The organism is Paraburkholderia sp. FT54 (genome assembly GCF_031585635.1).
Taxonomy (GTDB): Bacteria; Pseudomonadota; Gammaproteobacteria; order Burkholderiales; family Burkholderiaceae; genus Paraburkholderia.
Map to the genome: position 1 here is coordinate 281,755 of NZ_CP134196.1, position 21,692 is coordinate 303,446.

The following is a 21,692-nucleotide window of genomic DNA, read 5'->3' on the forward strand; positions in this document are numbered from 1 at the left end:
GCGCACCGTCCCTTAAGTCGCGGAAAAAACGACCGCTGCGGCGTCCTCGACCTGCGTGAAAGTGCGCACGAAGCGATAGGCCTGGCCGCCGATCTCCATCTGGTTGACGCCCGAGCGCGTCAATTCCAGCATCTCATTGGCGAGCGGGATGGCAATCGTGCCGAGCTTCTTCATTTCCTCGAGCAGACCGGCCGGGTCGCCCAGGTAAACCGTGCAAAGGTCGTTGGTGTGGCGCGTCATGACCACGCTCGCCGCCTTGTCGAGCGAGAGTTCGAGATATTCGACCAGTGTCTGCAGCGACTCTGGCACGGGTCCGTGAGAGCCGTTCATCGATGTACTTGCGATTGTCATCTGGTAGTCCCCCATCGCGCCGATCTGCGGGTGCGCCGCTGGAGATCAGCGGTGCATCCACTATACGGCATCGTACATCGATACTCGACCCGCCAGGCTCGCGGGGCGGCGATGGCCAGTCAGAGAACACCCAGCACCGACTTCGGCTCCAGAAATGCTTCGAGGCCGAACGTACCGTATTCACGTCCAATCCCGGATTGCTTGAAGCCGCCAAACGGGGCAGCCGGCTCATGGGCCAGCGTGTTGACAAGCACACGACCCGCTTCGATTCTCGACGCGACCTCATGCGCGCGTTCCTTGTCCCGCGACATCACATAAGCCTGCAAGCCGTAGTTCGTATCGTTGGCGATGGCGATCGCCTCTTCAGTATCGCGATAGCCGATGATCGACAGCACCGGGCCGAAAATCTCCTCCCGAGCAATCGTCATGTCGTTCGTGACATCGCTGAAGACGGTCGGACGCACGAACCAGCCTGCGTCGACGCCATCGGGCCGTCCCTCGCCGCCCGCGATCAGGCGCGCGCCTTCGTCGATGCCGATGCGGATATAACGCTGCACGCGCTCCCATTGCTTCTGACTGACCATCGGGCCGACGCTCGTTTTCGGGTCGCGCGGATCGCCTGCCTGGATGCGCGCAACCTCTTCCTGCACGCGCGCTTCGAACTCCGCGAGCCGTTGCCGCGGCACCAGAATGCGAGTGCCCGCGATACACGCCTGACCGCTATTCATGAAGCCGGCCTGGATGGCGAGCGGCACCGCTTCGTCGAAGCTCGCGTCGTCGAGCACGATCACGGGCGACTTGCCGCCGAGTTCGAGCGTCACGCGTTTGAACGTGCCGGACGCCGCGCGCAAAATCGCTTTGCCGACAGCCGTGGAGCCGGTGAACGACAGCTTCGCGACATCGGGATGCGAACTGATCTCCGAGCCCACGGTGTCACCGCGCCCTGTCACGATGTTGAACACGCCCGCGGGGAGGCCCGCTTCATGCAGCGCCTCGGTCACGATGCGCGTCTGGATCGCGCTCATCTCGCTCGGCTTGATGACAGCGGTGCAGCCCGCTGCCAGCGCGGCAGCGAGCTTGCCGCAGATGAAGCCCGCGTCGCTATTCCACGGTGTGATCAAACCGGCGACGCCCAACGGTTGCATCACGACCTCGGCGCTGCCCGCGCGGCGCGTGAATGCATAGTCCTGCAAGACCTTGGCCGCTTCGAGCAGGACGCTGCTTGCATGCTGCGCCATCCAGCGGCCACGCGACACCGGTGCGCCATATTCTTCGGTGATCGCTTCGTAAAGCTCGTCTTCTTTTGCCACGACGGCTTCATGCATGCGCTTTAGCATGTCGATGCGTTCACGCGGACTGGTGCGCGAAAAGGCGGGAAACGCGTGTTTCGCCGCAGCGATGGCGTCGCGTGCGTCTTGCGCGTCGGCGAGGCGCACCCGGCCGATCACCCGCTCCGTCGCCGGATTGAAGAGATCGAACATTTCGCTGCCGTGCGGCGTGACGAACGCGCCGTCGATATAAATCTTTTCGATGATCTGCATGGTTGCTCCAAAGAAGGCTCCGAACGAATCACAATAGACCGATGGCATTGCGCTGACTAGCCGTACAATCGAGCGCGTCACGTTGAGCGATTTGGGATAATGAAAACCTCAGGTTTGGGTGAGCTGGAGGCCGTGCTGGCCGTTGCGCGTCATCGCAGCTTTCGGGCGGCCGCGACCGAACTCGGCGTATCGACGTCCGCGCTCAGCCACGCGGTTGCGGCGCTGGAAGCGCGCATCGGCGTGCGGCTCTTCAATCGCACGACGCGCAGCGTGGCGCTGTCGGAAGCCGGCGCGCAGTTCGTGGACAGCGTGGCGCCGGCCCTGTCGACGATCCGCGTCGCAATCGAGCAGGCCGGCAGCTTTCGCGACACGCTGTCGGGCACACTGCGCATCAACGCGTCGGCGGGCGCGGCGAGGCAAGCGATGCCGCTCTTCATCGCGTTTTTGCAGCGCTATCCCGAGATGAAGCTCGACCTCGTGACCGAGGGTAAGCTGATCGACATCGTCGTCGAAGGCTTCGATGCGGGTATCCGTCTGGCCGAAACGGTGCCGCGGGACATGATCGCCGTGCCGTTCGGCGACAAGCAGCGCTTTGCCGTCGTCGGCAGTCCGGCTTACTTTGCGCAGCACAAACCGCCGCGTACACCCGCCGATCTGCTCGCGCACCGCTGTATCCGCACGCGCATGCCGAGCGGCGCGATCTATCACTGGGAATTCGAGCGCCATGGCGAGACGGTGCGTATCGACGGAAACGGCGCGCTGCTGCTCGACGAACCCAGCCTGATGCTGGAAGCGGCGCGCGCCGGCCTCGGCGTGACCTATCTGACCGAATGGAATGTCGCCGCGGATCTGCGGGCGGGCACGCTGGTGCGCGTGCTGGAGGACTGGACTCCGCCGCTGGACGGCCTGTGTCTGTACTATCCCAGCCGCCGTCACGCGCCGGCCGGGTTACGGGCGCTCATCGATATGATTCGCGAACATGCCGACGCACAGCGCGAATACGCACGGACAAAGCGCAAGCCGCGTGGCGCGCGGTAAATCTCGTAGATTTCGGCTCTATTGTCATTCTGCGCGAATACGTCGAACATTGGTGGGCCTTCAAACGTGCGCCACCGAACGCGGTCACACGGGACAACGCCAATACATTAACGTTTCCTGCCCGGACGGGGCGGCATGTTTACTCAATCGAATTAACCCGATCCTTTATGTTTACGTAATAATCGCATTACGCGCGGGTTTCGATTCATTAACCATCAAAAATGCGTAGGTCATGGCTTTCAGCGAACCAAGGTCTCCATTTTTCAAGTGGGTCGTCTCTTCGTCTCAGGACCTGAGCGCGGACAATCGGCAGATATTGCTTGCCAATCTGTTCACGCGAACCGCGTCGATCGTATTCGCGTCGATTTGTGAAACCAGCGTTTGCGCGACCGCATATTACCTCTATCCCAAAGCCCTTTACGCAAGTTGGGGCAGCGCCGTCGTCGTATTGCTGATCGCCCGGCTCGCGTTAATCTGGTTGTGCTCCGCGCGCAGCGCCAACGGCCAGCCGACACCCACGTCGGCGTTTCTGTTCGCGAGCCTGCTCTGGAGCGTGCTGTTCGGCTATGGCACCCTGCTGTGCAATATCAGCGGAGACCAAACCCTTTTCCTGCTCGGCAACGTTTGCGCCGTGGGCGTTATCGGCGGCCTGGCCGGACGTAATGCGGGGACGCCCCGGCTCGTGTTGCTGCAGATTACCTTCATTCTCGGGCTATTGGCTCTCGGCGCGGCGCTGTCTCCCGGCTCCGGCAAACTCGTACTGCTGTTTCAGGCACCGTTCTGCGCCGCCGGCTTCTTTACGGTTGCGCTGCGCAGCAATCGCGACACGGTCGCGTTGCTCCTCGCGCGGGAAAACAGCCACCGGCTCGCCCATCACGACAGCCTCACTGGCTTGCCCAATCGGGCGCGCATCAGTGAATTGCTGCTCGAGCGCACGGAGATGGGCGCGTTACGCAAAGATCAATCGTTCGCTGTTCTACTGATCGATCTGGACGGCTTCAAGGCTATCAATGACAGCCTGGGCCATGCCGCCGGCGATCAGATCCTTCAGGAAGCGGCAATCCGCTTGCGTGAAGTGTTGCCGAGCGGCGACCAGGTCGGACGCCTGGCCGGCGACGAGTTCGTGGCGTTTTCCGACGGCACCGGGCAGGAACGCGACATCCGCCTTCTGGCGGACCGCATCGTGAAGACCCTGGCGCGCCCGTTCGCGCTGCGCGAGGCGCTGGTGCATATCGGCGCGAGCGTGGGCGTGTCGCTCTATCCCGAGCACGCGAGAACCGGCCCGCAATTGCTGATTTGCGCCGACCGCGCCTTGTATGCCGTGAAACGCAGCGGCAAAAGCGCGTTCGCCATTTTCGATGCCGCGAAGCACGCGTCGGATGAAAGTCTGAGCCTTCTGCGCAGCGACCTGGAAGGCGCGCTCCTTTCGTTCAGCGGTTTGCGCATGGAGTACCAGCCCATCGTCGATCTCAGCAGCGGCGCGGTGTCCGGTCGCGAGGCGCTGATGCGCTGGACCCATCCCACGCGCGGCGAACTCTCGCCCTCCGCGTTCATCCCTACTGCGGAACGGACGGGCCTCATTCTGGCGTTGGGTGAGTGGGCCTTGCTGCAGTCGTGCAAGGAAGCGGTCACGTGGCGAGACCAGGTGACCGTCGCCGTCAATGTATCGCCGGTGCAATTGCGGGAGGAGTCGTTTGCGTCGACCGTTGCAGCGATTCTTCGCAAGACGAAGCTTCCGCCGCAGCGCCTGAATATCGAGGTCACGGAAACGGTGCTGCTGAACGACGACGTCGTGACCCGGCGCAATGTCGCGAGGTTGCGTGCGTTGGGCATTGGCCTCGCGCTCGACGATTTCGGTACCGGCTTTTCGACCATGTCTACCCTCGTGCGCTTTTCGTTCGACAAGCTCAAGATCGATAGTTCGTTCGTCAAGGAGTCCGTGCATCGTCGGGAATCGGCGGCGGTGGTGCGCGGGATCGTGGCGTTGGCGCGGGAGATCGGTATGCCGACTACGGCGGAGGGCATCGAAACGCAAGAGCAACTGGATTTCGTGCGCGTATGCGGATGCACGCATGCTCAAGGCTTTTTGCTCGGCAAGCCGGTGCAAGGACGCGAGATTGCACGGATCGAAGAAAAGCTTGCCGCGCATTCCGCGGACAAGGAATGAGCGCTCATGAATGCCAATACCGAGGCAAATATGGAACCCGCCTTGCAATTCCAGCTACGGATTACCGCCTCGCCCGAACTGGCCGACGCGTTACGTGCCGATCCCGCGTGTGCGTCGCATAGCACGCTTCGCGATGTTCTGCGCAAGCACGGCGCGACGTTGAAATGTCAGTTCGACGCATTCGCCGACTATGTGAGCGAAGCAGAACGGGAGGGGACGGAATCCTATCCACTCTATCAATGGACCCGCGAGACGATCGAGAACCCGGAGAAGAAGGCGAAGTACCTGCGATCGTTTACAGTCTACGTAGATGGCGACGAGGTCTACGGCAAAAATGTCGCCGATATCATGGAGAGCGAGCTATTGCAGTTGGTCAGTGAAGACGGAATACAACGTGTCTCCAGATTCGATACCAATCCGGCGACTAATCCGCAGCCGCCCAGACGATAGCCGTCACGCTTACTGAACGTAAAGTTGTCGCATCTCTGCACGACGCCGGTTACTTCGACGCGATCACCGGTCTTTACACCGAGGTCCGCTCGCGCGTCGTTGCCACGCCAATGCGTGTCCCATTTCTTCCTCGCGTTATTTTTCCATTCTGCTTCCAGTCAACGGCCATCTAGTTCATCGTGATCCGCTGTGCGGCCGTCAGTCCACGGGGCGCATGAATCCCCGTCGCCTGCTGTCAATGCCGGCGGTCTGGTTGGTGAAATTGAAATGCGTTTGAAGGCGGTTTCATCCGAGTGTCATAGCCTGGCGACTAGGATGGCTGGTCGTCTCCGTTACGCGCCGGTCTTCAGCGCACTCGCCGTTCAGGCAGAACGCGGTGTGCCCGTCTTATGCGTCGGCGTCCTTCCACCCTCGCACAACAACACCAGACATGTCGAACAGAAAAATCGCTAAGGCTTCGCCGACCGATCAGGGCGCTTCCATCGTCTCGCGTCGTGGGTTCCTGAAGTTTGCCGGCGCTTCCAGTCTCGCCACCGCGGCGGGCACGCTTTCGTCGGCGGCGCGCGCGGCGAACAGCACACCCGACGGCACACCGGAGCAGGTCCACCTGACCTGGGGCAACGATCCGACCAACGAGGTCACGGTGTCGTGGGCGTCGCTCGCGCCGGCAGTGAACCCACAGGTGCGCGTCAGCGGCGCGCGAGAGGGGAAACACACGGTGCATGGCGTCCAAAGCACGTATACGGACGGCCTCAACGGCGAGGTCGTGTTCACCTATCACGCGCGTCTGCGAGATCTGAAACCGGATACCAGCTACGAATACGAGGTGACCGCCGAGAACGACAGCAACGCCGCTCAGCCCTTCACGGCAAGCTTCCGTACTGCGCCGCGCGGACGTGCACCGTTTCGCTGGACGAGCTATGGTGATCTCGCGACGCCGAATACCGGCTGGGTTTTGTCGTCGCCGCAAAGCAGCTTCGCGGTGCAGGCGGTCGAGCGCTTTCAGCCTCTGTTCCATCTGCTCAACGGCGACCTGTGTTACGCCAATCTGAATCCGATGCATCAGCCGGATGTGTGGCGCGACTTCGGCAACAACTGCCAGAGCTCCGCTTCGAACCGTCCGTGGATGCCCTGTCCGGGCAACCATGAACTCGAGTTCCATAACGGCGAGCAAGGCCTCGCCTCGTATCTCGCGCGCTATACGCTGCCGGACAATCACACGCGCTTTCAGGGCCGCTGGTACAGCTTCCGCGTAAGCTCCGTGCTGTTCATCTCGCTCGATGCGGACGACGTCGTTTATCAGGACGCGGCCGCGTTCGTTGCCGGACCGGATCCGCTGATGCCGGTGGCGAGCACCGGCAATCCGCCGATTAAACCGGGCACGTCGCTCTATGTGCGCGGCTATAGCGCCGGCGAGCAGACGCGTTGGCTCGAGAGGACGTTGCACCGTGCAGCCGAAGACGACGAGATCGACTGGATCATCGTCCAGATGCATCAGGACGCGCTGAGTTCGTCGAAGACCGGCAACGGTTCCGATAAAGGCATCCGCGAAACCTGGCTGCCGCTGTTCGATCGTTACGGCGTGGACCTGGTGCTGTGCGGCCACGATCACGACTACGAGCGCAGTTTCCCTGTGCGCGGCTGCAACCACCACAAGGGCACCGACATCGCGACGGGCCGGCCGGTCGACACGCTGCAGCCGCAACCGGTGATGTCGGCGGTATCGTCGGGCGCATCGACGTTCGATACGAGCCACGGCACGATTCACCTGATCCTCGGCGGCGGCGGGACGAGCGCACCGCTGGATGTCTATGGCGTGGATGCCGGCACGGGGCTGCCGCAGGCGCGTATTTTCACGCGTCCCAACCGCCCGGTTGCCGGCGCGACGGCTGGGACTTTCGTGCGCGCGAACGCGGATGCTGTGGAAGATGCGATCTGGTCGGCGCAACGCGATACCGGCACCGGTTACGGGATCGCCGTGTTCGATCATGATCCGGGCCATCCGGGCGGCGAAACCACGATCACGATGAACTACTATCACGCGCCCGGCGCGGATCAAACGCCGACGCAGAACTACGAATTGTTCGAGACCATCGAGTTGAAAAAGAAGCGGCGCGGATAAAGATCTGGATGAGTGGTTGGCGGGCTGCCGGTCTACGGCGGCTCGCCAGTATTGTCGACATGGTAAGCAATATGATTAGCTATCCGTAGGATATTCAAATGCAGCTGGCCGTCGCCTCTTCTTGTTGGACTTGAATCGATAAAAGCCTCTGCCCTCGACCCTTCGATCATTTTGTTACACGTCTTACCGATACAACGCGACGTGGTTACAAACGCCTTTCAAAAGCACGGCTATACTCGGCGCCGTCAACAACAATGAAAGAGCTTTTTATGACGAAGAAAATCCTCCAGATTGTTGCCGTTGCAGCGCTCACGGCTTCGGCGTCGTTGTCGGCGGTGGCCGGCGACATGAACAACGCGCTTGGCGGCGCGCTCGGCGGTGTCGCCGGCGCTGCTCTGGGTGGCGCGGTCGGCGGCAGCACGGGCGCCGTGCTCGGCGGAGCAGTAGGCGGCGGCGCAGGCGGCGCGGTCACGTCGAATCGCAGGGAACGCACCGGCGCCATCATCGGCGGCGCGCTCGGAGGCGGTGCCGGCACGGCGGCCGGCAATGCAATGGGCGGTCGGGGCGGCGGTCTGGTGGGCGCTGCGTTGGGCGGCGGCGCGGGTTCGGCGCTCGGCGGCAACATCTCGCGCTCCAACTCATATGCGGACGACTATTCCCGCAACAACCGATCGGGCAAGCGTCATCACAAGCATCGGCATTACGACTGAGCGGAGAGCGACCTCGCAGTCGAACTGCGCACGCTGCGAGGTGACTTCACGATTTCCTCCGTCCTCGGGAGCCGAAAAAATATGCCACGAGTGTATTGCGCAGGACCGCTCTTCAACGCAGCCGAACGAACGGAAATGGAGTCGATTGCAGCCACGCTGTCTGCGTTGCCGCAGGCCGTTCTACTTGAAAGATTGCGAAGTGCGGCGGAGACCGCGCTTGCATGTAGAACTCCGCGAGAGTGTGCCGTCATGCAATTCATCAGACTAAAAAGTGGAGGTAATACCCCCACTTGACGGTGCGTCCCCCACGTGACAGTATCGCCGCCATGAATTCGGCGATCGACGATTTGCAGCCACCCGGTTTGCGCGACCGGCACAAGGCGAGAACCCGTGAGAACATCCTGGGCGCGGTCGCGCGCACCCTCGAGGGTGAGGGTCTGGCCAACTTGAGCTTTGCCCAGATCGCGCGCGAAGCGGGCGTGGGCGAGAGCACCGCGTTCCGTTACTTTCCCACCAAGGAAGCGCTTCTCGAAGCGTTCTGGGAGTGGGCGCCAAAGGCCATCAATCGCGATCAATTCCCGCGCACGTACGAAGAATTGTGCGCACGGCTAGGGCCAGATTTCGCCGGCTTCGACGCGCGTGAATCGCTGATTCGCGGAATGCTCGCGTCGCCGCTCGGAAGAGAAGCGCGCCGCAAGGCCAACGTGTCTCGTCAGAAGGCGTTTCGTGAATTGATCGACCGTGAAGTCGGACCCATGCCCGATGTGGAAAGCAAGCGCCTGTGCGCGGCCATGCAACTGCTGTACTCCGCGAGCGCATGGGCGGCTTTCAAGGACTACTGGGACATGGACGGCCACGAGGCCGCAACCGCAGCGACACAGGCGATCGGCGCACTGCTCGACGACGCGCGCCGACGCATGCGACAACAGAAAAAGAACGGCTCGAAGGCCGCCCGTAAAACGTAAAAGGACCGAACCTTCAATGTAGATTTTCGACAGAGGTCACTCATGCTGTTTCATGCTTCCATCCCGGCTCGCAATCCGGAAAACGTCGCACGTGTCATTGCCGAACTGTGGGGCGGATTTCACGCCCCATTCCCTTCCTTTCCCGATTCGTGGATGGCGATTGCAGGCGACGACCGTGGCTCGATCATCGAGACCTATCCCAACGATCGCGTGCTTTGCCCTGGCGGCGAACAAAGCTCGTATGTCCCAAGTTCGAGCCCTGCCGCGCAATACAGCGCATTTCACATTGCCATTGCGAGCAAACTGTCTCCCGAGGAAGTATTCGCGATTGGCGAGCGTGAAGGCTGGCGCACGGTGCGATGCACGCGCGGTCGCAATTTTTTCGATGTGATTGAGTTGTGGATAGAAGACGTTCTGCTGATCGAAGTGCTGACCGAAGAGATGCAGAAGCAGTATCTCGCCTTTGCCACGCCCGCAAACTTCCGCGCGTTTGCGGCGAGTGCGGCGGCGCAAGTGTGAGTCAATGAGCGGCGCCGCAAATCTTTATCTCCTGATCACCGCCTTCACCTGCGCGCCGCTCTTTCCGCACCCGGCACAAACGCCGAACAGGGCCCATTGACGTCCCGTCACCGCGCAGCCGAGGCGGCAGATTGCGGAAGCATTGGTGCGGATGCGTTTGACGAACCGGGCGGCCTGGCCCGGTCCAATTACATAGTCCTTTCGCTCAGGGCTTTACCGTCCAAATCGCGCCACACCGACTTCCGGTACGTGCCGCAACACGCTAAGCTTCGTCCCCTCGTTGTTCTTTTGACGCCACGCGGTTTATTTTTTTTGACGCTCATTTATTTTCATCGCCCTATGATTGGGTTGCTCGTTTTCCGCCGCACTGGCTAGCACCCGTCCACTGAGCCGATCTGAAAACCATGCAATAAATAAGCGCACACCATGGCAAAGCCATTGAAATGATGTGTCGCGAAATAAGATCCAATAACTACTTATGCTTCTCGCAGTTTGCGCAACAAATGATTGAAAACGTATTGCATGTGCGTGCATGGCGCTGGCGGAAAGAGCAATTGATACCCTCAATTACCGCTTGATCTCGGAGCCAACAAGTATGAAAAAGTCTTTACTCGCGGCCGCGCTCTTGGGCGCATTTACGATGTCGGCGCATGCGCAAAGCAGCGTGACGCTCTACGGTCTCATCGATACCGGACTGGTTTACACGAACAATCAGTTTGGGCACAGCAACTGGCAGGAAGTGAGCAGTTCGACTCAGAACACGGTGTTCGGTCTCAAGGGCTCGGAGGATTTGGGTGGCGGCTTGCACGCGGTCTTCAAACTCGAGCAAGGCTTCCTGCTGAACAACGGCGCCCAGGCATTCTCCGGTGATGGTTTCGGCTCCCAGGCATGGGTCGGCCTGCAAAGCGATCCATACGGCACCTTGACATTCGGTCGCCAGTTCGACGTGATGAACGACCTCGTCGGACCGCTGACGGCGGAGTTCAACACGTGGGGCGGCAGCATGGCTGCGCATCCGTTCGAGAACGACAACCTTGCTGCGAATTCCGTCGTGATCAACAACTCGGTCAAGTACGCGAGCCCGACTTACCGCGGCGTCACGTTCGAAACGATGTATTCGTTCAGCAACAAGGCGGGTGACTTCGGGAATAACCGGTCATACGGTTTCGGCGTGTCCTATGCGCAGGGTCCGGTGAATCTGGCTGCCGGCTACCTGCAATTGAACAACGCCGGCAACGGCAGCGGCGCGGTGACGTCGAGCGATACAAGCGCGAACTTCCTCGCACAACGCCAACGTATCTGGTCGCTGGGCGGTAACTACACGTTCGGGCCGGCTACGGTCGGGCTGGTCTGGAGCCATACTCAGATCGACAACGCGTCGGGCGTGTTTTCGTTCGGCACGGGCAGCTACCTGGGTTCGGGCGATGCGTCTGCCGGATCGCTGGCCGGATCGCTGCGCCTCGACAATTACGAAGTGAACGCAAAGTACGCGCTCACGCCGGCGTTGAGCGTATCGGGCGCGTACACGTACACGCATGGCGCCTATAACGGTTCGTCGCCGGGCTGGAATACGGCGATGCTGCAGACCGACTACTCGATCAGCAAGCGCACGGACTTCTATCTTGAAGGCGTCTATCAGAACGTGCACGGCGCGCCTGCGGACTCCGTACTCTCGCATGCCATGATCAACACGTTGTCGCCGTCGGCGACCAACACGCAAGTGGCGGTCACCGTGGGCATGCGTCACGCGTTCTAAGCAGTCTCGCGTTGCGTGACGTGTGAAGACGTATGCCTGGCTTCTGCCGGGTGTACGTCTTCGTGCAGATCAAAGCGGTGACCCGCGATGGTCACGGCACGACGCCAGGCTCAAGGGTCTGGGCGCGTACTCCACTCCGCGACAAAGTAACGCGCTCGCCGCATGTCGCCGATTGCCGGCCGTATGGTGTTGCCGGTGCATGGGCAACGTTCAGCGTTACGTCTCCTGCGAACCCTCGTTCTCCGCTTCGGCCAGAATCTGCTGGATGACTTGCTCGAAAGTTTCCACAGGCTGTCCACCGCTCACCAGGTAGCGACGGTTGAAGATAATGGCCGGCACCGACTGAATACCCATCGCCTCGTTGTTCCGCTCTTGCGCACGAACCTCCGCGGCGTAGGTTCCGTTTCGCAGTACATCGCGTGCCTCCGCGGTGTCGAGCCCAACGGATTGCGCGGCTTCGATCAGCACTTCGTGATCGCTGGTGTCCTTGCCGTCGGAGTGATAGGCCCGCAGCAGCGCCAGCTTGAGCGGCAACTGCTCGCCCTTGAGGCCGGCCCAATGCAGCAGACGGTGCGCGTCGAAGGTGTTGTAGACGCGCGTGCGCGGGCCGATGGTAAAACCGACGCTCGCACCACGCTCGCGGATCGCTGCCTGCGTTTCGGCGATCTGCTCCGGTGTGCGGCCATATTTTTTGCCGAGGTAGTCGACAATGGTTTCGCCGTCGGCTCCCATGTCCGGATTTAACTCGAACGGATGCACGACGATTTGAGCGTCGACCGCGTCGCCGAGACGCAATAGCGCACGTTGGAGCGAGGAGAGGCCGATCGCGCACCATGGGCATGCGATATCGGAGACAAAATCGATTGTGAGCGCTTGTGTCATTGCGGTGTTCCTGTCGAGCAGAATCTGTTGCGGCCGGCGTGGTGCCAGACCGCCCGCCGCACACAGCGTAACCTGAATTGCCGGTATTTGCAGCGCCGCGCCCGTGAAGGAACGCGAGCCGGCGTCTTACAATTCACGGCCGCGGTTGGAGCCATTGACCACACCAGCAACAGGGATGCCGACAGGCGGCATAATCCCTGTTCGCCGTCGTGCACGAAAACGACTGCTTTTCCAACGTTGAAAGGAGCTTCAAATGAGCAAGGGATATTGGGTGACGTCATATCGCGCGACTAAGGACGCAGCCAAGCTGGCCGCGTATGCGCAGCTTGCCGCGCCCGCCGTGGCGGCTGCGGGCGGCAAATTCATCGTGCGTGGCGTGGCGGAGGAGGCTCATGAGCAAGGCTTGAAGGAACGGACGGTCGTGATCGAGTTTCCGACCTACGAAGCGGCCGTCGCCGCCTACGAAAGCGAACCCTACAAGAAAGCGCTGGCGGCATTGGGTGATGGCGTCGAGCGCGATCTGCGGATTGTGCGCGGCGTGGATTAACGCGAAAGATGTGGTGGGCACGGCCTGCTTATGCGGCAGGTGCGCGCCCGGCGAGGGCGGCAATGCAATGTGATGCAATGCACTTGCCGCGCCTCCGACCAAAATCTACTTCACCGCGCCCAACGCGAGTCCCTTCACCAGATACCTTTGCAACCACGCGAACACCACCGAAACCGGCAACGTCGCGCAGAGTGTAGCGGCCATCACCAGATGCCATTCCACAACGTATTTCCCGGCCACCATGTCGGTCACCTGCACGGTCAGCGTCTTGTTCTCCGGTGAGCGGATCAACGTATAGACGACGGCAAACTCGTTCCACGCGTTGATGAACGTGAAGATCGCGGTGACCACTATCGCAGGCACCGCAAGTGGCAGAAACACCTTGAAGACCGCCTTGGTCCGCCCGCACCCTTCGAGCCACGCCGACTCTTCCAGATCTCGTGGCACCGTCTGAAAGTATGAAGACAGCATCCACACGGCAAACGCGATATTGAAGGCCGCGTAAGACACGATCACGCCGATCTTGGAGTCGACCAGGTTCCCATCGCCATAAGGAATCATCGCGGCCAGCCGGAACAACCCGACCACGAGCAGGATAGGCGACAACATCTGCGTGACGAGCAGAAACTGACGGTAGAGCCCGCGTCCGCGAAACGGAAATCTGGCCAGTGCGTAAGCCGCCGGCAAGCTGACGGCGAGCGCGAGCGCGGTCGACAGCAGGCTGATCACCGTACTATTGCGCAGTGCCACGCCGAAATTGGCTGCCACCCACATATCGGAGAAATTGCTCCACTGCCAATGCACTGGCAGCCAGCGTGCCGGATAAACAAAGATCTCGGAAGCCGGCTTCAACGCAGTGAACAGCATGACGGCAAACGGAAACAGCACCACTACGACGAGCGGCGACAGCGCGAGCCAGCACCACAGCGAACGCTTCATCTTGACGCTGAGACTCATGACGGATCTCCTTCTTTCGCGGGCTGCAGGCGCAGATAGGCGATCGAGAAAACGAACAGCATGACGAGCATGATCAGCGACACTGCCGCCGCTTCGCCGGGACGCCCCAGCCGGAAGCCGAGCTCATAGAGATACGTGACGAGAATGTGCGTGCTGTTGTCGGGGCCGCCCTGCGTCATCACCCAGATGATCGGAAACGAGTTGAACACGTAGATCACGTTCAACAGAATCGTCATGTTGATGAACGGCCGCAACAGCGGCATGGTGAGTTTGCGAAACTGCTGCCAGGCGCTCGCGCCGTCCATGCGTGCGGCTTCGTAAATATCGCCGGGCACCGAGGACAATCCGCCCAGCAGAATGGTCACGGTAAACGGAATCGACACCAGTATGCCGACAGCGATTTCGACCGGAAACGCGAGCTCCGGCGTGGCCAGCCAATGAATCGGACCGCTGATCAGGCCCAGCCTCTGCAACGTGACGTTGACCATGCCATAGTCGTCGTTGAAGGCCCAGCGCCACACCACGGCGGTCATGGTCAGCGAAACGGACCACGGCAGCATTACGATCGTGCGCGCCACGCCGCGCCCGTAGAAATCCTGATTCAGCACCAGCGCAACGGGCACCGAGATCAGCACCGTACCGCCCACCACGCACACGGTCCAGACGACAGTCCGTTTAGCGGCGGCAAGAAACGCGGGATCGCTGAAGATCGTATAGAAATTGCGCAGCCCGGTGAAATCGCGAATCGCGCCGAAGCGCGAGACCTCGTGCAGCGATTGCCACACGATGTTGAAAATCGGATAGCTGATGATGAAGAGCGCCAGTACCAGACTCGGCGCAATCAGCAACCAGGGCGCTTGCAGGCTCGAAGAAGCGGAACGGCTCATGCGTGCTCGATCGTAAGACGCATCCGCGGTGATCGGCGGGCGCGACGGGATGGGCCGGATAGTGCATTACGGCCGAAACGCGCACCGCCTTCGCAGTGGCGGCGCGCGTTTCGGGTTCAGCAGATCACTACGAGATTACGCGATCACTTGCCGAGCGACTTGTTTGCTTGCGTAGCAGCGGTGTTCAAGGCATCTGCCGGCTTCGCCTTGCCCAGATAGATCGACTGCATTGCATCGGTCACGGACTTTGCGGTGTCTTCCCAGCCGGTCACGGTCGGCGCGAAGTGGGCGGTCGGCAGCAGTGCGACGAAGGCTTTGGTGTCCGGATCGTTGAATGCCGGATCGGTCGCCTCAGCCTTGGTGGTCGGCAGGAAGCCTTCGGTCGTGGTGAACTCCACGCGCGGTTCCTTCGTGAACAGATAGTCGAGGAACTTCCAGGCCGACTTCTTCACCTTCGAGTTCTTGAACATCACGATCGAGTCCGTGACGGCGTAGGTGGCATGCGCCGTACCCATCGGAATCGGATCGATGCCGTACTTCAGGTTCGGCGCTTCCTTCTTGATCTGCTTGGCGAGGAACGGCGCGGAGACCATCATCGCGACGCGGCCCTGCTTGAACAGATTCTGCACGTCTTCGCGGCTATAGCCAGTCACGCCCGGTTGCGTCAGGCCCTGGTCGATCATCGTCTTGTACAGCGTGGCCGCCTTGATGCCAGCCGGCGAATTGAACGCAGCCTTGCCGTCCTTGCCGACCACGTCGCCGCCATTGGTCCAGAGGGCGTAGTAATAGTAGACGTCGGTTTCGATTTCCTTGCCTTGCAGGCCGAAGCCGGCAATGCCCTGCGCCTTCAGTTTCTTCGACGCTTCGATCACGTCGTTCCAGGTCTTCGGGCCGTCGGGGTAGCCGACCTTCGCGAGCAGGTCCTTGTTGTAGTACAAAGCGCGCGCGGAAGCGGCGATCGGCAGGCCGTACACCTTGCCGTTGATTTCACCCGGGGCGAGGAACGGACCGATGAAGCGGCCCTTGAAGCTCGCGTCCATGTAGCCGTCGAGCGGTTCGGCGACGTCGTCCTTCACGAAGTCGAGCAGCCAGCGCGTGCCGACGATTGCGAGGTCGGCGTTGGCGTTGCCGGAAATGTCTGTCTGCAGTTTCTGTTGCAGCGTGTCCCAGTTCACGTCTTCGATCTTGATGGTCGTGCCGGGATTGGCCTTCTCGAAGTTACGGGCCATTTTTTCGAAGTACGGCGCGGTCGCGTCGCTGTAGTGCGCGACGGTGACGCGGACCGTGTCGGCGTGAGCCGCGACGGCGATACCTGCAAACGTGAGCGCCACGGCAACTTTGCCGAGCGCGAGGGAAGCACGGGCATGCAACGACATTTTCTCTCTCTCCTGTGTCGAACGGAGTTGGCGCTTTAGCGCTGACTCCGGTCCCACGCACAGCGGTCGAACGGAGTGGGCGCCTTAGCGTTTACTCCGGTCCCATCCAGCATGGGGGGGTGGTTTGCTGCCGTCGCCGGCCGCTTTGGGTTGAATTGTTTGAAAAAATCCTACATGACGAAAAATAGCTTGTCACGTAGGGTCTGCCATATTTCTTCCCGGCCGGTTTTGTGCATAAGATGCTGTAAAGCAGGGATATTCTGTGTCACGTGAAGTCACGGATACCCAATCTTCGGGATGACTAGACAACCGTGCGGGTTTTGGTTTTGTAAGAAATTTACACGCTAGTCCGGTGCTGGCGGCGCGGTTGAAAAGCGAGGCGGATATGAATCGTGTGGTGTTGGTAACCGGCGCTTGCGGCGGCATCGGCAGCGTGTTGTGCAAGCGCTTCGTGGAGCAGGGCGATACGGTGCTGGCACTCGACATCGACGCCGCCGCGCTGAACGCTTTGACCGCGCAACTCGGCGAGGCGCACGTCACGCCGGTCGCGGTCGATCTCGGCGATGCCGCCGCAGTGCAGCAGGAGGTGGCCGCCGCGGTCAAGCTGCGCGGTCCGGTCGACGTGCTGGTCGCCAACGCGGGCGCGGCACAAGGTCTGACACTTGCCACGACCGACGCGGCGAGCTGGCAGCGCGACATCCATCTGAATCTGAACGGCACGTATCACACGGTTGAAGCCGTGCGCGCGTCGATGATCGAGCGGCAGCGGGGCGCACTGGTGCTGATCGGCTCGGTGAACGGCATGGCCGCGCTCGGTCATCCGGCGTACAGCGCGGCGAAGGCCGGGTTGATCAGCTATACGAAGGCGCTCGCGCTCGAACTCGGCCGCTACGGGATTCGCGCGAACATCGTGTGTCCGGGCACGGTGAAGACGCAGGCGTGGCAGGCGCGCGTCGACAAGAATCCGCAGGTCTTCGAGAATCTGAAAAAGTGGTATCCGTTGCGCGACTTCGCGACGCCTGACGACATCGCCGACGCGGTGCTGTTTCTCGCCTCGCCGATGGCGCGCGTGATTACCGGCGTCGCGCTGCCGGTCGACGGCGGCCTGATGGCCGGCAACCGTCTGATGGCGGAAGAACTGACGCTCGAATCGCTCTGAACTACGCGCGGCGACATGCAGGCAGCACGAGATCGAATCAACGAAGCAAGACGATGAGGACAGCATGGCAGCAGTGCAACTGAGCGGCATCTTCAAACGCTATGGCGACACGCAAGTGGTGCACGGCATCGATCTCGACATCGACGACGGCGAGTTCGTCGTGCTGGTCGGACCGTCGGGGTGCGGCAAGAGCACGTTGATGCGCATGGTGGCGGGGCTCGAGGAAATCAGCGGCGGCGATCTGATGATCGGCGGCACGCGCGCGAACAGTCTCGCGCCGCAGCAGCGCAATATCTCGATGGTGTTCCAGAGTTACGCGCTGTACCCGCATCTGTCCGTCTACGAAAACATCGCGTTCGGGCCGCGCATTCGCAAGGAGTCGTCGGCGAGTTTCAAGCCGCGCATCGAGGCCGCTGCCAAGATGCTGAACCTCGGCGGCTATCTGGACCGTTTGCCGCGCGCGCTGTCGGGCGGCCAACGGCAACGCGTGGCGATGGGCCGCGCCGTGGTGCGCGAGCCGTCGCTATTCCTGTTCGACGAACCGCTGTCCAATCTCGACGCCAAACTGCGCGTGCAGATGCGCACCGAAATCAAGGCGCTGCATCAGCGGCTGAAGAATACGGTGATCTACGTCACGCACGATCAGATCGAAGCGATGACGATGGCGGACCGCATCGTCGTCATGAACGCGGGGCGGATTGAGCAGATCGGGCGTCCGCTGGAACTGTACGACCATCCGGCGAATCTGTTCGTGGCGAGCTTTCTCGGCTCGCCGTCGATGAACTTCGCCGAAGGTGTGATCGCTAGCCGCGCGCAAGGTCAGGGCCTCGCTTTGAAACTCACGGACGGCGGCGAGATCGTACTGGAGGGCGCGCCCGCTTCGGCCGTGGTCGGCGCGAAGGTCACGCTCGGCGTGCGGCCGGAACACATCGAAACCATGACGCCGACACCCGACGCCACCATGGAAGTCGAAGTGGTCGAGCCAACTGGCGCGGAGACTCATTTGTACGGGAAAATAGGTGGCAGCGCGTGGTGCGTGACGACGCGCCAGCGCTCGAAAGTCGAGCCCGGCCAGCGCGTGACGTTGCGCTTGCCGGCCGAGCATATCCATTTGTTCGATACGGAGAGTGGACGTAGGCTGGCCTGAACCGCGTGTTGCCTTTTGAGGTCGATTCACGCCGATTCAACCAGAATCAGGCTTGCCTCAGGCTGATTGAAGCTGCGACGCGACGCGGGTTCGTCTTACCCGTGAGAAAACGCCGGGCCGCCCCAGGTTTTCTCACCCTCTCAGGGGGCCTGGCGCGATGCGGCAGGGCGAGGGCCTCTTACTAAAACGCCGGGCCGCCCCAAGTTTTTGCACCCCTCGGACGCCTGGCGCGAAGCGACAGGTCCGGGGGCGCTTTTAAGGAACACCGGGTGTCCGCACCGAACTTGATTCCCCACATTCGCAGCGCACTCGCCAGTTTGCGGCCCGCCGAGCGCAAGGTCGCCGACATGGTGCTGAGCGACGTCGACTTCGCGATGCGGGCGAGCATCACCGAACTCGCGCAGCGCGCCGACGTGTCCGAGCCTTCCGTCACGCGTTTTTGCCGCGCGATCGGTGCGCATGGTTTGCGCGACTTCAAGATGCAGTTGGCGCAGAGCGTGGCGGGCGGGCTGCCGTATGCATCCACGGCGGTGGCGCGCGGCGACGACGTGCAGACGCTCATGGACAAGGTGGGCGAGGCGGCGGTCGACGGCATCACGCATGCGCGTGGCGCGCTGGATCCGGCGGTGGTCGAGAGTGCGATCGCGGCGTTGTCGAGCGCGCGGCGGGTGTTTTTCTTCGGTGTCGGTTCGGGCTCGGGCCTGGTCGCGCAAGATGCGGCGCTGCGGTTTCTGCGGCTCGATATTGCATCCACCGCGTTTACGGATGGGCATCTGCAACGTCTTTACGCGGGACTCATGGAACCGGGCGATGTCGCCTTCGCGATTTCGCATTCGGGCCGCAGTGTCGAAGTGAATGAAAGCATTCAGATTGCCAAGGAGCGGGGCGCGACGACCATTGCGCTGACCAATGTCGGCTCGCGCCTCGCGTGGCTGGTCGATATAGCGCTGCTGCTGCGTGTGCCGAGTCCGATCGATCCGAATACGCCGGGCGTGTCGCGGCTCGTGCATCTTTGCATCATGGACGCGCTGGCGATCGGCGTCGCGCTCAAAGCCGGGCCGAAGACGCTCGAGAAGATGCGGCATGCGAAGGCGAGATTGGCGTCGCATGTGCCGGAGGCGACGGGAGAGTGAGGGGGACGCGGCGTCGCGCGCCGAAGCGCACCACGCTCCCGCTCAAGTACGACGGCGCTGCGTCGGGCGTCGAAAGCGCTGCACTATGCGTGATGTGGATGTGGTCAAAAAAACCACTACTCACATCCACCCAAAACGCCGCGACAACCGTAACGTCGCGGCGCGCAACGTCTGCGCTGGCCCGCCCGCCAACTCACTGTCGAAGCTGCCGCTCGGCCCCATCAACGCCAGGACGAGGCAGATGCTGCCGGTATGATCCAGCACCGGCGCGGCTAGTGTATTGATGCCCGGCACAGGCCGGCTGAGCGCGGTATCGATCCCGTCCGCGCGAATTTGCGCAAGACGCTGCGCGTAGGCTTTTGTCAGCGGCGGCAACGTGGACGCTGCGTCCGTGCCGGCCGCGGCCTTACCGTCGCCCGCCGGCGCCGCCTTTCCCGCAAAAATATCCGCCGCATGCGCCCCCGCCAACCGCAGATGATCCTGCACCAGCAAATCCGCGCGCACATCGTCCGCGACATAGGCGGCGAACACGCGGCCAATCGCCGTATTCGCCAGCGACATCACCGTGCCGACCCGCAGGCTCACATGCAGCGGCCGCGCCGATTCTTCCAGACGCACGACGGTCGGCCCAAGCGGTCCGAGCACCGCCATCGCGACGCTCATGCCCGTCGACGCGGCCAGTTCGATCACTTCGGGTTCCGCTTCACGCGTCGGCGACAAACGCTGCAAGCCGATCAAACCCAGTTCCAGCGCAAGCGGCCCGGCCTCGAAGCAGCCCGCCGCATCGCGATTGAGCAAGCCGATTTTCAGCAGACTCACCAGGTGCGGAAACGCCTTTGCCGGCGGCATGCCTGCAGCGGCCGCGAGATCGCGCAGGCTCAATGGCCGCGCCGCCGCGACCAGCGCCGCGAGCAATTCGCCCGTGCTGTCGAGCGACTGGATGCCGCGCTGCGGTTTCGCATTGGCGGCATTGGCGTGAGAAGTGTCGAGAGAATCGGTCACGATGCGGAAGTCGCTAGTAAGGAAGGTGCGCTTGCCGATTCGGCGCCGATGTCGCGTGCCGCAGCAAGCAGCGCACGCGCGATCGGACCATCGTCGGCGACGTCGATCGCGCCGGTCGGGCCGATCACCGTCAGCGCGAGCGACAAGCGGCCGTCGGCATCCAGCACGGGCGCGCTCAGACTGCTGATGCCCGGACTCGGCACATCCACGCTGCTTTCCAGGCCGCGCGCGCGAATCGCGTCCAACGCAGCCTCGAAGGCGGCGCTTTCGTCAGGCGGCATCATGACGTTACCAGCAGCGCCCGACTGATTCGCCCACATCCCATCCAGCACTTCGCGCCGCAAATAAGCGCAAAACACGCGCCCTGTCGACGTGGCCAGCAGCGACATTACCGTGCCGACATGCAAATTGACGTGCAATGGAAAGCCCGCATGCTCATAGCGAACGATAGTCGGCCCGTGCGGCCCGGCAATACAGATCGCGACACTGAAGCCGATCGCTTCGGCCAACGCGGCCACGCGCGGCACGGCGGCGCGAAACGCCGGCTGGTTCTGCAGATGCAACAAACCGAGCCGCAGCGACAGCGGACCGGGCTCGTAACGGCCCGACAGTTCGTCGCGCTTGATGAGACCCAGCCGGCTCAAGCTCACCAGATACGCGTGCGCCTGCCCAGGAGCAATCTGCGCGGCGGCGGCGAGGTCGGACAAGGCAAGCGGCGCGCGCGCCTGCGCGAGCGCCAGCAACACGCGGCCGCCCACTTCGACGCTCTGAATGCCGCGTTGCGCCTTGCCGCCGTCGGCCGTCGCGGTGTCGCCCGCGCCTTTGCCCGTGGCCGATTTCGCTGCTTTGCTCACACCCGCGCTCGTCCGTAAAAAGGGTCCATGTTAGCCGAAGGCCTATGCCTTCCCGTATTCATCTTAGGCCTCTCATAATTTGTGTATAGCGATACATTTCGCTATTGACAAAAAAACTGGCGACGTCCT

Annotated in this window: 20 protein-coding genes; 12 read left to right on the plus strand and 8 right to left on the minus strand. The window is 62.0% G+C overall.

Annotated features, from left to right (window positions below):
* Positions 1-12: 12 nt before the first annotated feature.
* On the minus strand, positions 13-351 hold the full coding sequence (locus tag RI103_RS20730) for a hypothetical protein (protein WP_310817259.1): 339 nt from the start codon (positions 349-351) through the stop codon (positions 13-15).
* A gap of 119 nt (positions 352-470) precedes the next feature.
* The gene (locus RI103_RS20735; protein WP_310817261.1) at positions 471-1,892 is read right to left on the minus strand and encodes an aldehyde dehydrogenase family protein; all 1,422 of its coding nucleotides are present in this window, start codon (positions 1,890-1,892) and stop codon (positions 471-473) included.
* 99 nt (positions 1,893-1,991) lie between these two features.
* On the opposite strand from RI103_RS20735, the gene RI103_RS20740 reads away from it, so the two are divergent.
* From RI103_RS20740 to RI103_RS20775, 8 genes are all read left to right on the plus strand, one after another.
* On the plus strand, positions 1,992-2,930 hold the full coding sequence (locus RI103_RS20740; RefSeq protein WP_310817263.1) for a LysR family transcriptional regulator: 939 nt from the start codon (positions 1,992-1,994) through the stop codon (positions 2,928-2,930).
* A gap of 232 nt (positions 2,931-3,162) precedes the next feature.
* The gene (locus tag RI103_RS20745; RefSeq protein WP_310817265.1) at positions 3,163-5,097 is read left to right on the plus strand and encodes an EAL domain-containing protein; all 1,935 of its coding nucleotides are present in this window, start codon (positions 3,163-3,165) and stop codon (positions 5,095-5,097) included.
* Positions 5,098-5,127: 30 nt separating this feature from the next.
* Positions 5,128-5,547: a hypothetical protein gene (locus RI103_RS20750; RefSeq protein ID WP_310818524.1), complete on the plus strand. Its 420-nt coding sequence runs from the start codon at positions 5,128-5,130 to the stop codon at positions 5,545-5,547.
* Between the two features lie 430 nt (positions 5,548-5,977).
* Entirely contained in the window at positions 5,978-7,669 is a 1,692-nt protein-coding gene (locus RI103_RS20755) for a fibronectin type III domain-containing protein (protein WP_310817266.1), read from the plus strand.
* Between the two features lie 269 nt (positions 7,670-7,938).
* Positions 7,939-8,379 carry a hypothetical protein gene (locus tag RI103_RS20760; RefSeq protein WP_310817267.1) on the plus strand — a complete coding sequence of 147 codons (441 nt, stop codon included), beginning with the start codon at positions 7,939-7,941 and terminating at the stop codon, positions 8,377-8,379.
* Positions 8,380-8,705: 326 nt separating this feature from the next.
* Positions 8,706-9,344, plus strand: a complete 639-nt coding sequence (locus RI103_RS20765; RefSeq protein ID WP_310817269.1) for a helix-turn-helix domain-containing protein — start codon at positions 8,706-8,708, stop codon at positions 9,342-9,344.
* Between the two features lie 42 nt (positions 9,345-9,386).
* Positions 9,387-9,863 (plus strand): hypothetical protein, encoded by a 477-nt coding sequence (locus RI103_RS20770; RefSeq protein WP_310817271.1) that lies wholly within the window; start codon positions 9,387-9,389, stop codon positions 9,861-9,863.
* A gap of 595 nt (positions 9,864-10,458) precedes the next feature.
* Positions 10,459-11,619: a porin gene (locus tag RI103_RS20775; RefSeq protein ID WP_310817272.1), complete on the plus strand. Its 1,161-nt coding sequence runs from the start codon at positions 10,459-10,461 to the stop codon at positions 11,617-11,619.
* 216 nt (positions 11,620-11,835) lie between these two features.
* Here the strand turns inward: RI103_RS20775 and RI103_RS20780 are convergent, their stop codons facing one another.
* Complete coding sequence (locus tag RI103_RS20780) at positions 11,836-12,501, minus strand: DsbA family oxidoreductase (RefSeq protein ID WP_310817274.1); 666 nt, start codon at positions 12,499-12,501, stop codon at positions 11,836-11,838.
* Between the two features lie 253 nt (positions 12,502-12,754).
* On the opposite strand from RI103_RS20780, the gene RI103_RS20785 reads away from it, so the two are divergent.
* On the plus strand, positions 12,755-13,048 hold the full coding sequence (locus RI103_RS20785; RefSeq protein ID WP_310817276.1) for a DUF1330 domain-containing protein: 294 nt from the start codon (positions 12,755-12,757) through the stop codon (positions 13,046-13,048).
* A 105-nt stretch (positions 13,049-13,153) separates the two neighbouring features.
* Here RI103_RS20785 and RI103_RS20790 read toward each other — a convergent pair whose 3' ends face one another.
* From RI103_RS20790 to RI103_RS20800, 3 genes are all read right to left on the minus strand, one after another.
* Complete coding sequence (locus tag RI103_RS20790) at positions 13,154-14,005, minus strand: carbohydrate ABC transporter permease (protein ID WP_310817278.1); 852 nt, start codon at positions 14,003-14,005, stop codon at positions 13,154-13,156.
* Positions 14,002-14,892, minus strand: a complete 891-nt coding sequence (locus RI103_RS20795; RefSeq protein WP_310817280.1) for a sugar ABC transporter permease — start codon at positions 14,890-14,892, stop codon at positions 14,002-14,004. The genes RI103_RS20790 and RI103_RS20795 overlap by 4 nt, the downstream gene beginning before the upstream one ends.
* A gap of 143 nt (positions 14,893-15,035) precedes the next feature.
* Positions 15,036-16,268 carry a sugar ABC transporter substrate-binding protein gene (locus RI103_RS20800; protein ID WP_310817282.1) on the minus strand — a complete coding sequence of 411 codons (1,233 nt, stop codon included), beginning with the start codon at positions 16,266-16,268 and terminating at the stop codon, positions 15,036-15,038.
* Positions 16,269-16,653: 385 nt separating this feature from the next.
* Between RI103_RS20800 and RI103_RS20805 the strand changes: the two genes are divergently transcribed.
* From RI103_RS20805 to RI103_RS20815, 3 genes are all read left to right on the plus strand, one after another.
* Positions 16,654-17,427 carry an SDR family oxidoreductase gene (locus tag RI103_RS20805; RefSeq protein WP_310817284.1) on the plus strand — a complete coding sequence of 258 codons (774 nt, stop codon included), beginning with the start codon at positions 16,654-16,656 and terminating at the stop codon, positions 17,425-17,427.
* A 64-nt stretch (positions 17,428-17,491) separates the two neighbouring features.
* On the plus strand, positions 17,492-18,574 hold the full coding sequence (locus tag RI103_RS20810; RefSeq protein WP_310817286.1) for a sn-glycerol-3-phosphate ABC transporter ATP-binding protein UgpC: 1,083 nt from the start codon (positions 17,492-17,494) through the stop codon (positions 18,572-18,574).
* A gap of 269 nt (positions 18,575-18,843) precedes the next feature.
* The gene (locus RI103_RS20815) at positions 18,844-19,707 is read left to right on the plus strand and encodes an SIS domain-containing protein (protein ID WP_310817288.1); all 864 of its coding nucleotides are present in this window, start codon (positions 18,844-18,846) and stop codon (positions 19,705-19,707) included.
* A 120-nt stretch (positions 19,708-19,827) separates the two neighbouring features.
* On the opposite strand, the gene RI103_RS20820 is transcribed toward RI103_RS20815, so the two are convergent.
* Both RI103_RS20820 and RI103_RS20825 read right to left on the minus strand, forming a co-directional pair.
* Positions 19,828-20,709 carry a helix-turn-helix domain-containing protein gene (locus RI103_RS20820; protein ID WP_310817289.1) on the minus strand — a complete coding sequence of 294 codons (882 nt, stop codon included), beginning with the start codon at positions 20,707-20,709 and terminating at the stop codon, positions 19,828-19,830.
* A complete protein-coding gene (locus RI103_RS20825; protein ID WP_310817291.1) occupies positions 20,706-21,563 on the minus strand; it encodes an IclR family transcriptional regulator C-terminal domain-containing protein in 858 nt (285 codons plus the stop codon). The genes RI103_RS20820 and RI103_RS20825 overlap by 4 nt, the downstream gene beginning before the upstream one ends.
* Positions 21,564-21,692 lie beyond the last annotated feature (129 nt).

Coding starts and splice junctions, on each gene's coding strand:
- RI103_RS20730 (WP_310817259.1), bottom strand. CDS start 351: ATGACAATCGCAAGTACATCGATGAACGGCTCTCACGGACCCGTGCCA.
- RI103_RS20735 (WP_310817261.1), bottom strand. CDS start 1,892: ATGCAGATCATCGAAAAGATTTATATCGACGGCGCGTTCGTCACGCCG.
- RI103_RS20740 (WP_310817263.1), top strand. CDS start 1,992: ATGAAAACCTCAGGTTTGGGTGAGCTGGAGGCCGTGCTGGCCGTTGCG.
- RI103_RS20745 (WP_310817265.1), top strand. CDS start 3,163: ATGGCTTTCAGCGAACCAAGGTCTCCATTTTTCAAGTGGGTCGTCTCT.
- RI103_RS20750 (WP_310818524.1), top strand. CDS start 5,128: ATGGAACCCGCCTTGCAATTCCAGCTACGGATTACCGCCTCGCCCGAA.
- RI103_RS20755 (WP_310817266.1), top strand. CDS start 5,978: ATGTCGAACAGAAAAATCGCTAAGGCTTCGCCGACCGATCAGGGCGCT.
- RI103_RS20760 (WP_310817267.1), top strand. CDS start 7,939: ATGACGAAGAAAATCCTCCAGATTGTTGCCGTTGCAGCGCTCACGGCT.
- RI103_RS20765 (WP_310817269.1), top strand. CDS start 8,706: ATGAATTCGGCGATCGACGATTTGCAGCCACCCGGTTTGCGCGACCGG.
- RI103_RS20770 (WP_310817271.1), top strand. CDS start 9,387: ATGCTGTTTCATGCTTCCATCCCGGCTCGCAATCCGGAAAACGTCGCA.
- RI103_RS20775 (WP_310817272.1), top strand. CDS start 10,459: ATGAAAAAGTCTTTACTCGCGGCCGCGCTCTTGGGCGCATTTACGATG.
- RI103_RS20780 (WP_310817274.1), bottom strand. CDS start 12,501: ATGACACAAGCGCTCACAATCGATTTTGTCTCCGATATCGCATGCCCA.
- RI103_RS20785 (WP_310817276.1), top strand. CDS start 12,755: ATGAGCAAGGGATATTGGGTGACGTCATATCGCGCGACTAAGGACGCA.
- RI103_RS20790 (WP_310817278.1), bottom strand. CDS start 14,005: ATGAGTCTCAGCGTCAAGATGAAGCGTTCGCTGTGGTGCTGGCTCGCG.
- RI103_RS20795 (WP_310817280.1), bottom strand. CDS start 14,892: ATGAGCCGTTCCGCTTCTTCGAGCCTGCAAGCGCCCTGGTTGCTGATT.
- RI103_RS20800 (WP_310817282.1), bottom strand. CDS start 16,268: ATGTCGTTGCATGCCCGTGCTTCCCTCGCGCTCGGCAAAGTTGCCGTG.
- RI103_RS20805 (WP_310817284.1), top strand. CDS start 16,654: ATGAATCGTGTGGTGTTGGTAACCGGCGCTTGCGGCGGCATCGGCAGC.
- RI103_RS20810 (WP_310817286.1), top strand. CDS start 17,492: ATGGCAGCAGTGCAACTGAGCGGCATCTTCAAACGCTATGGCGACACG.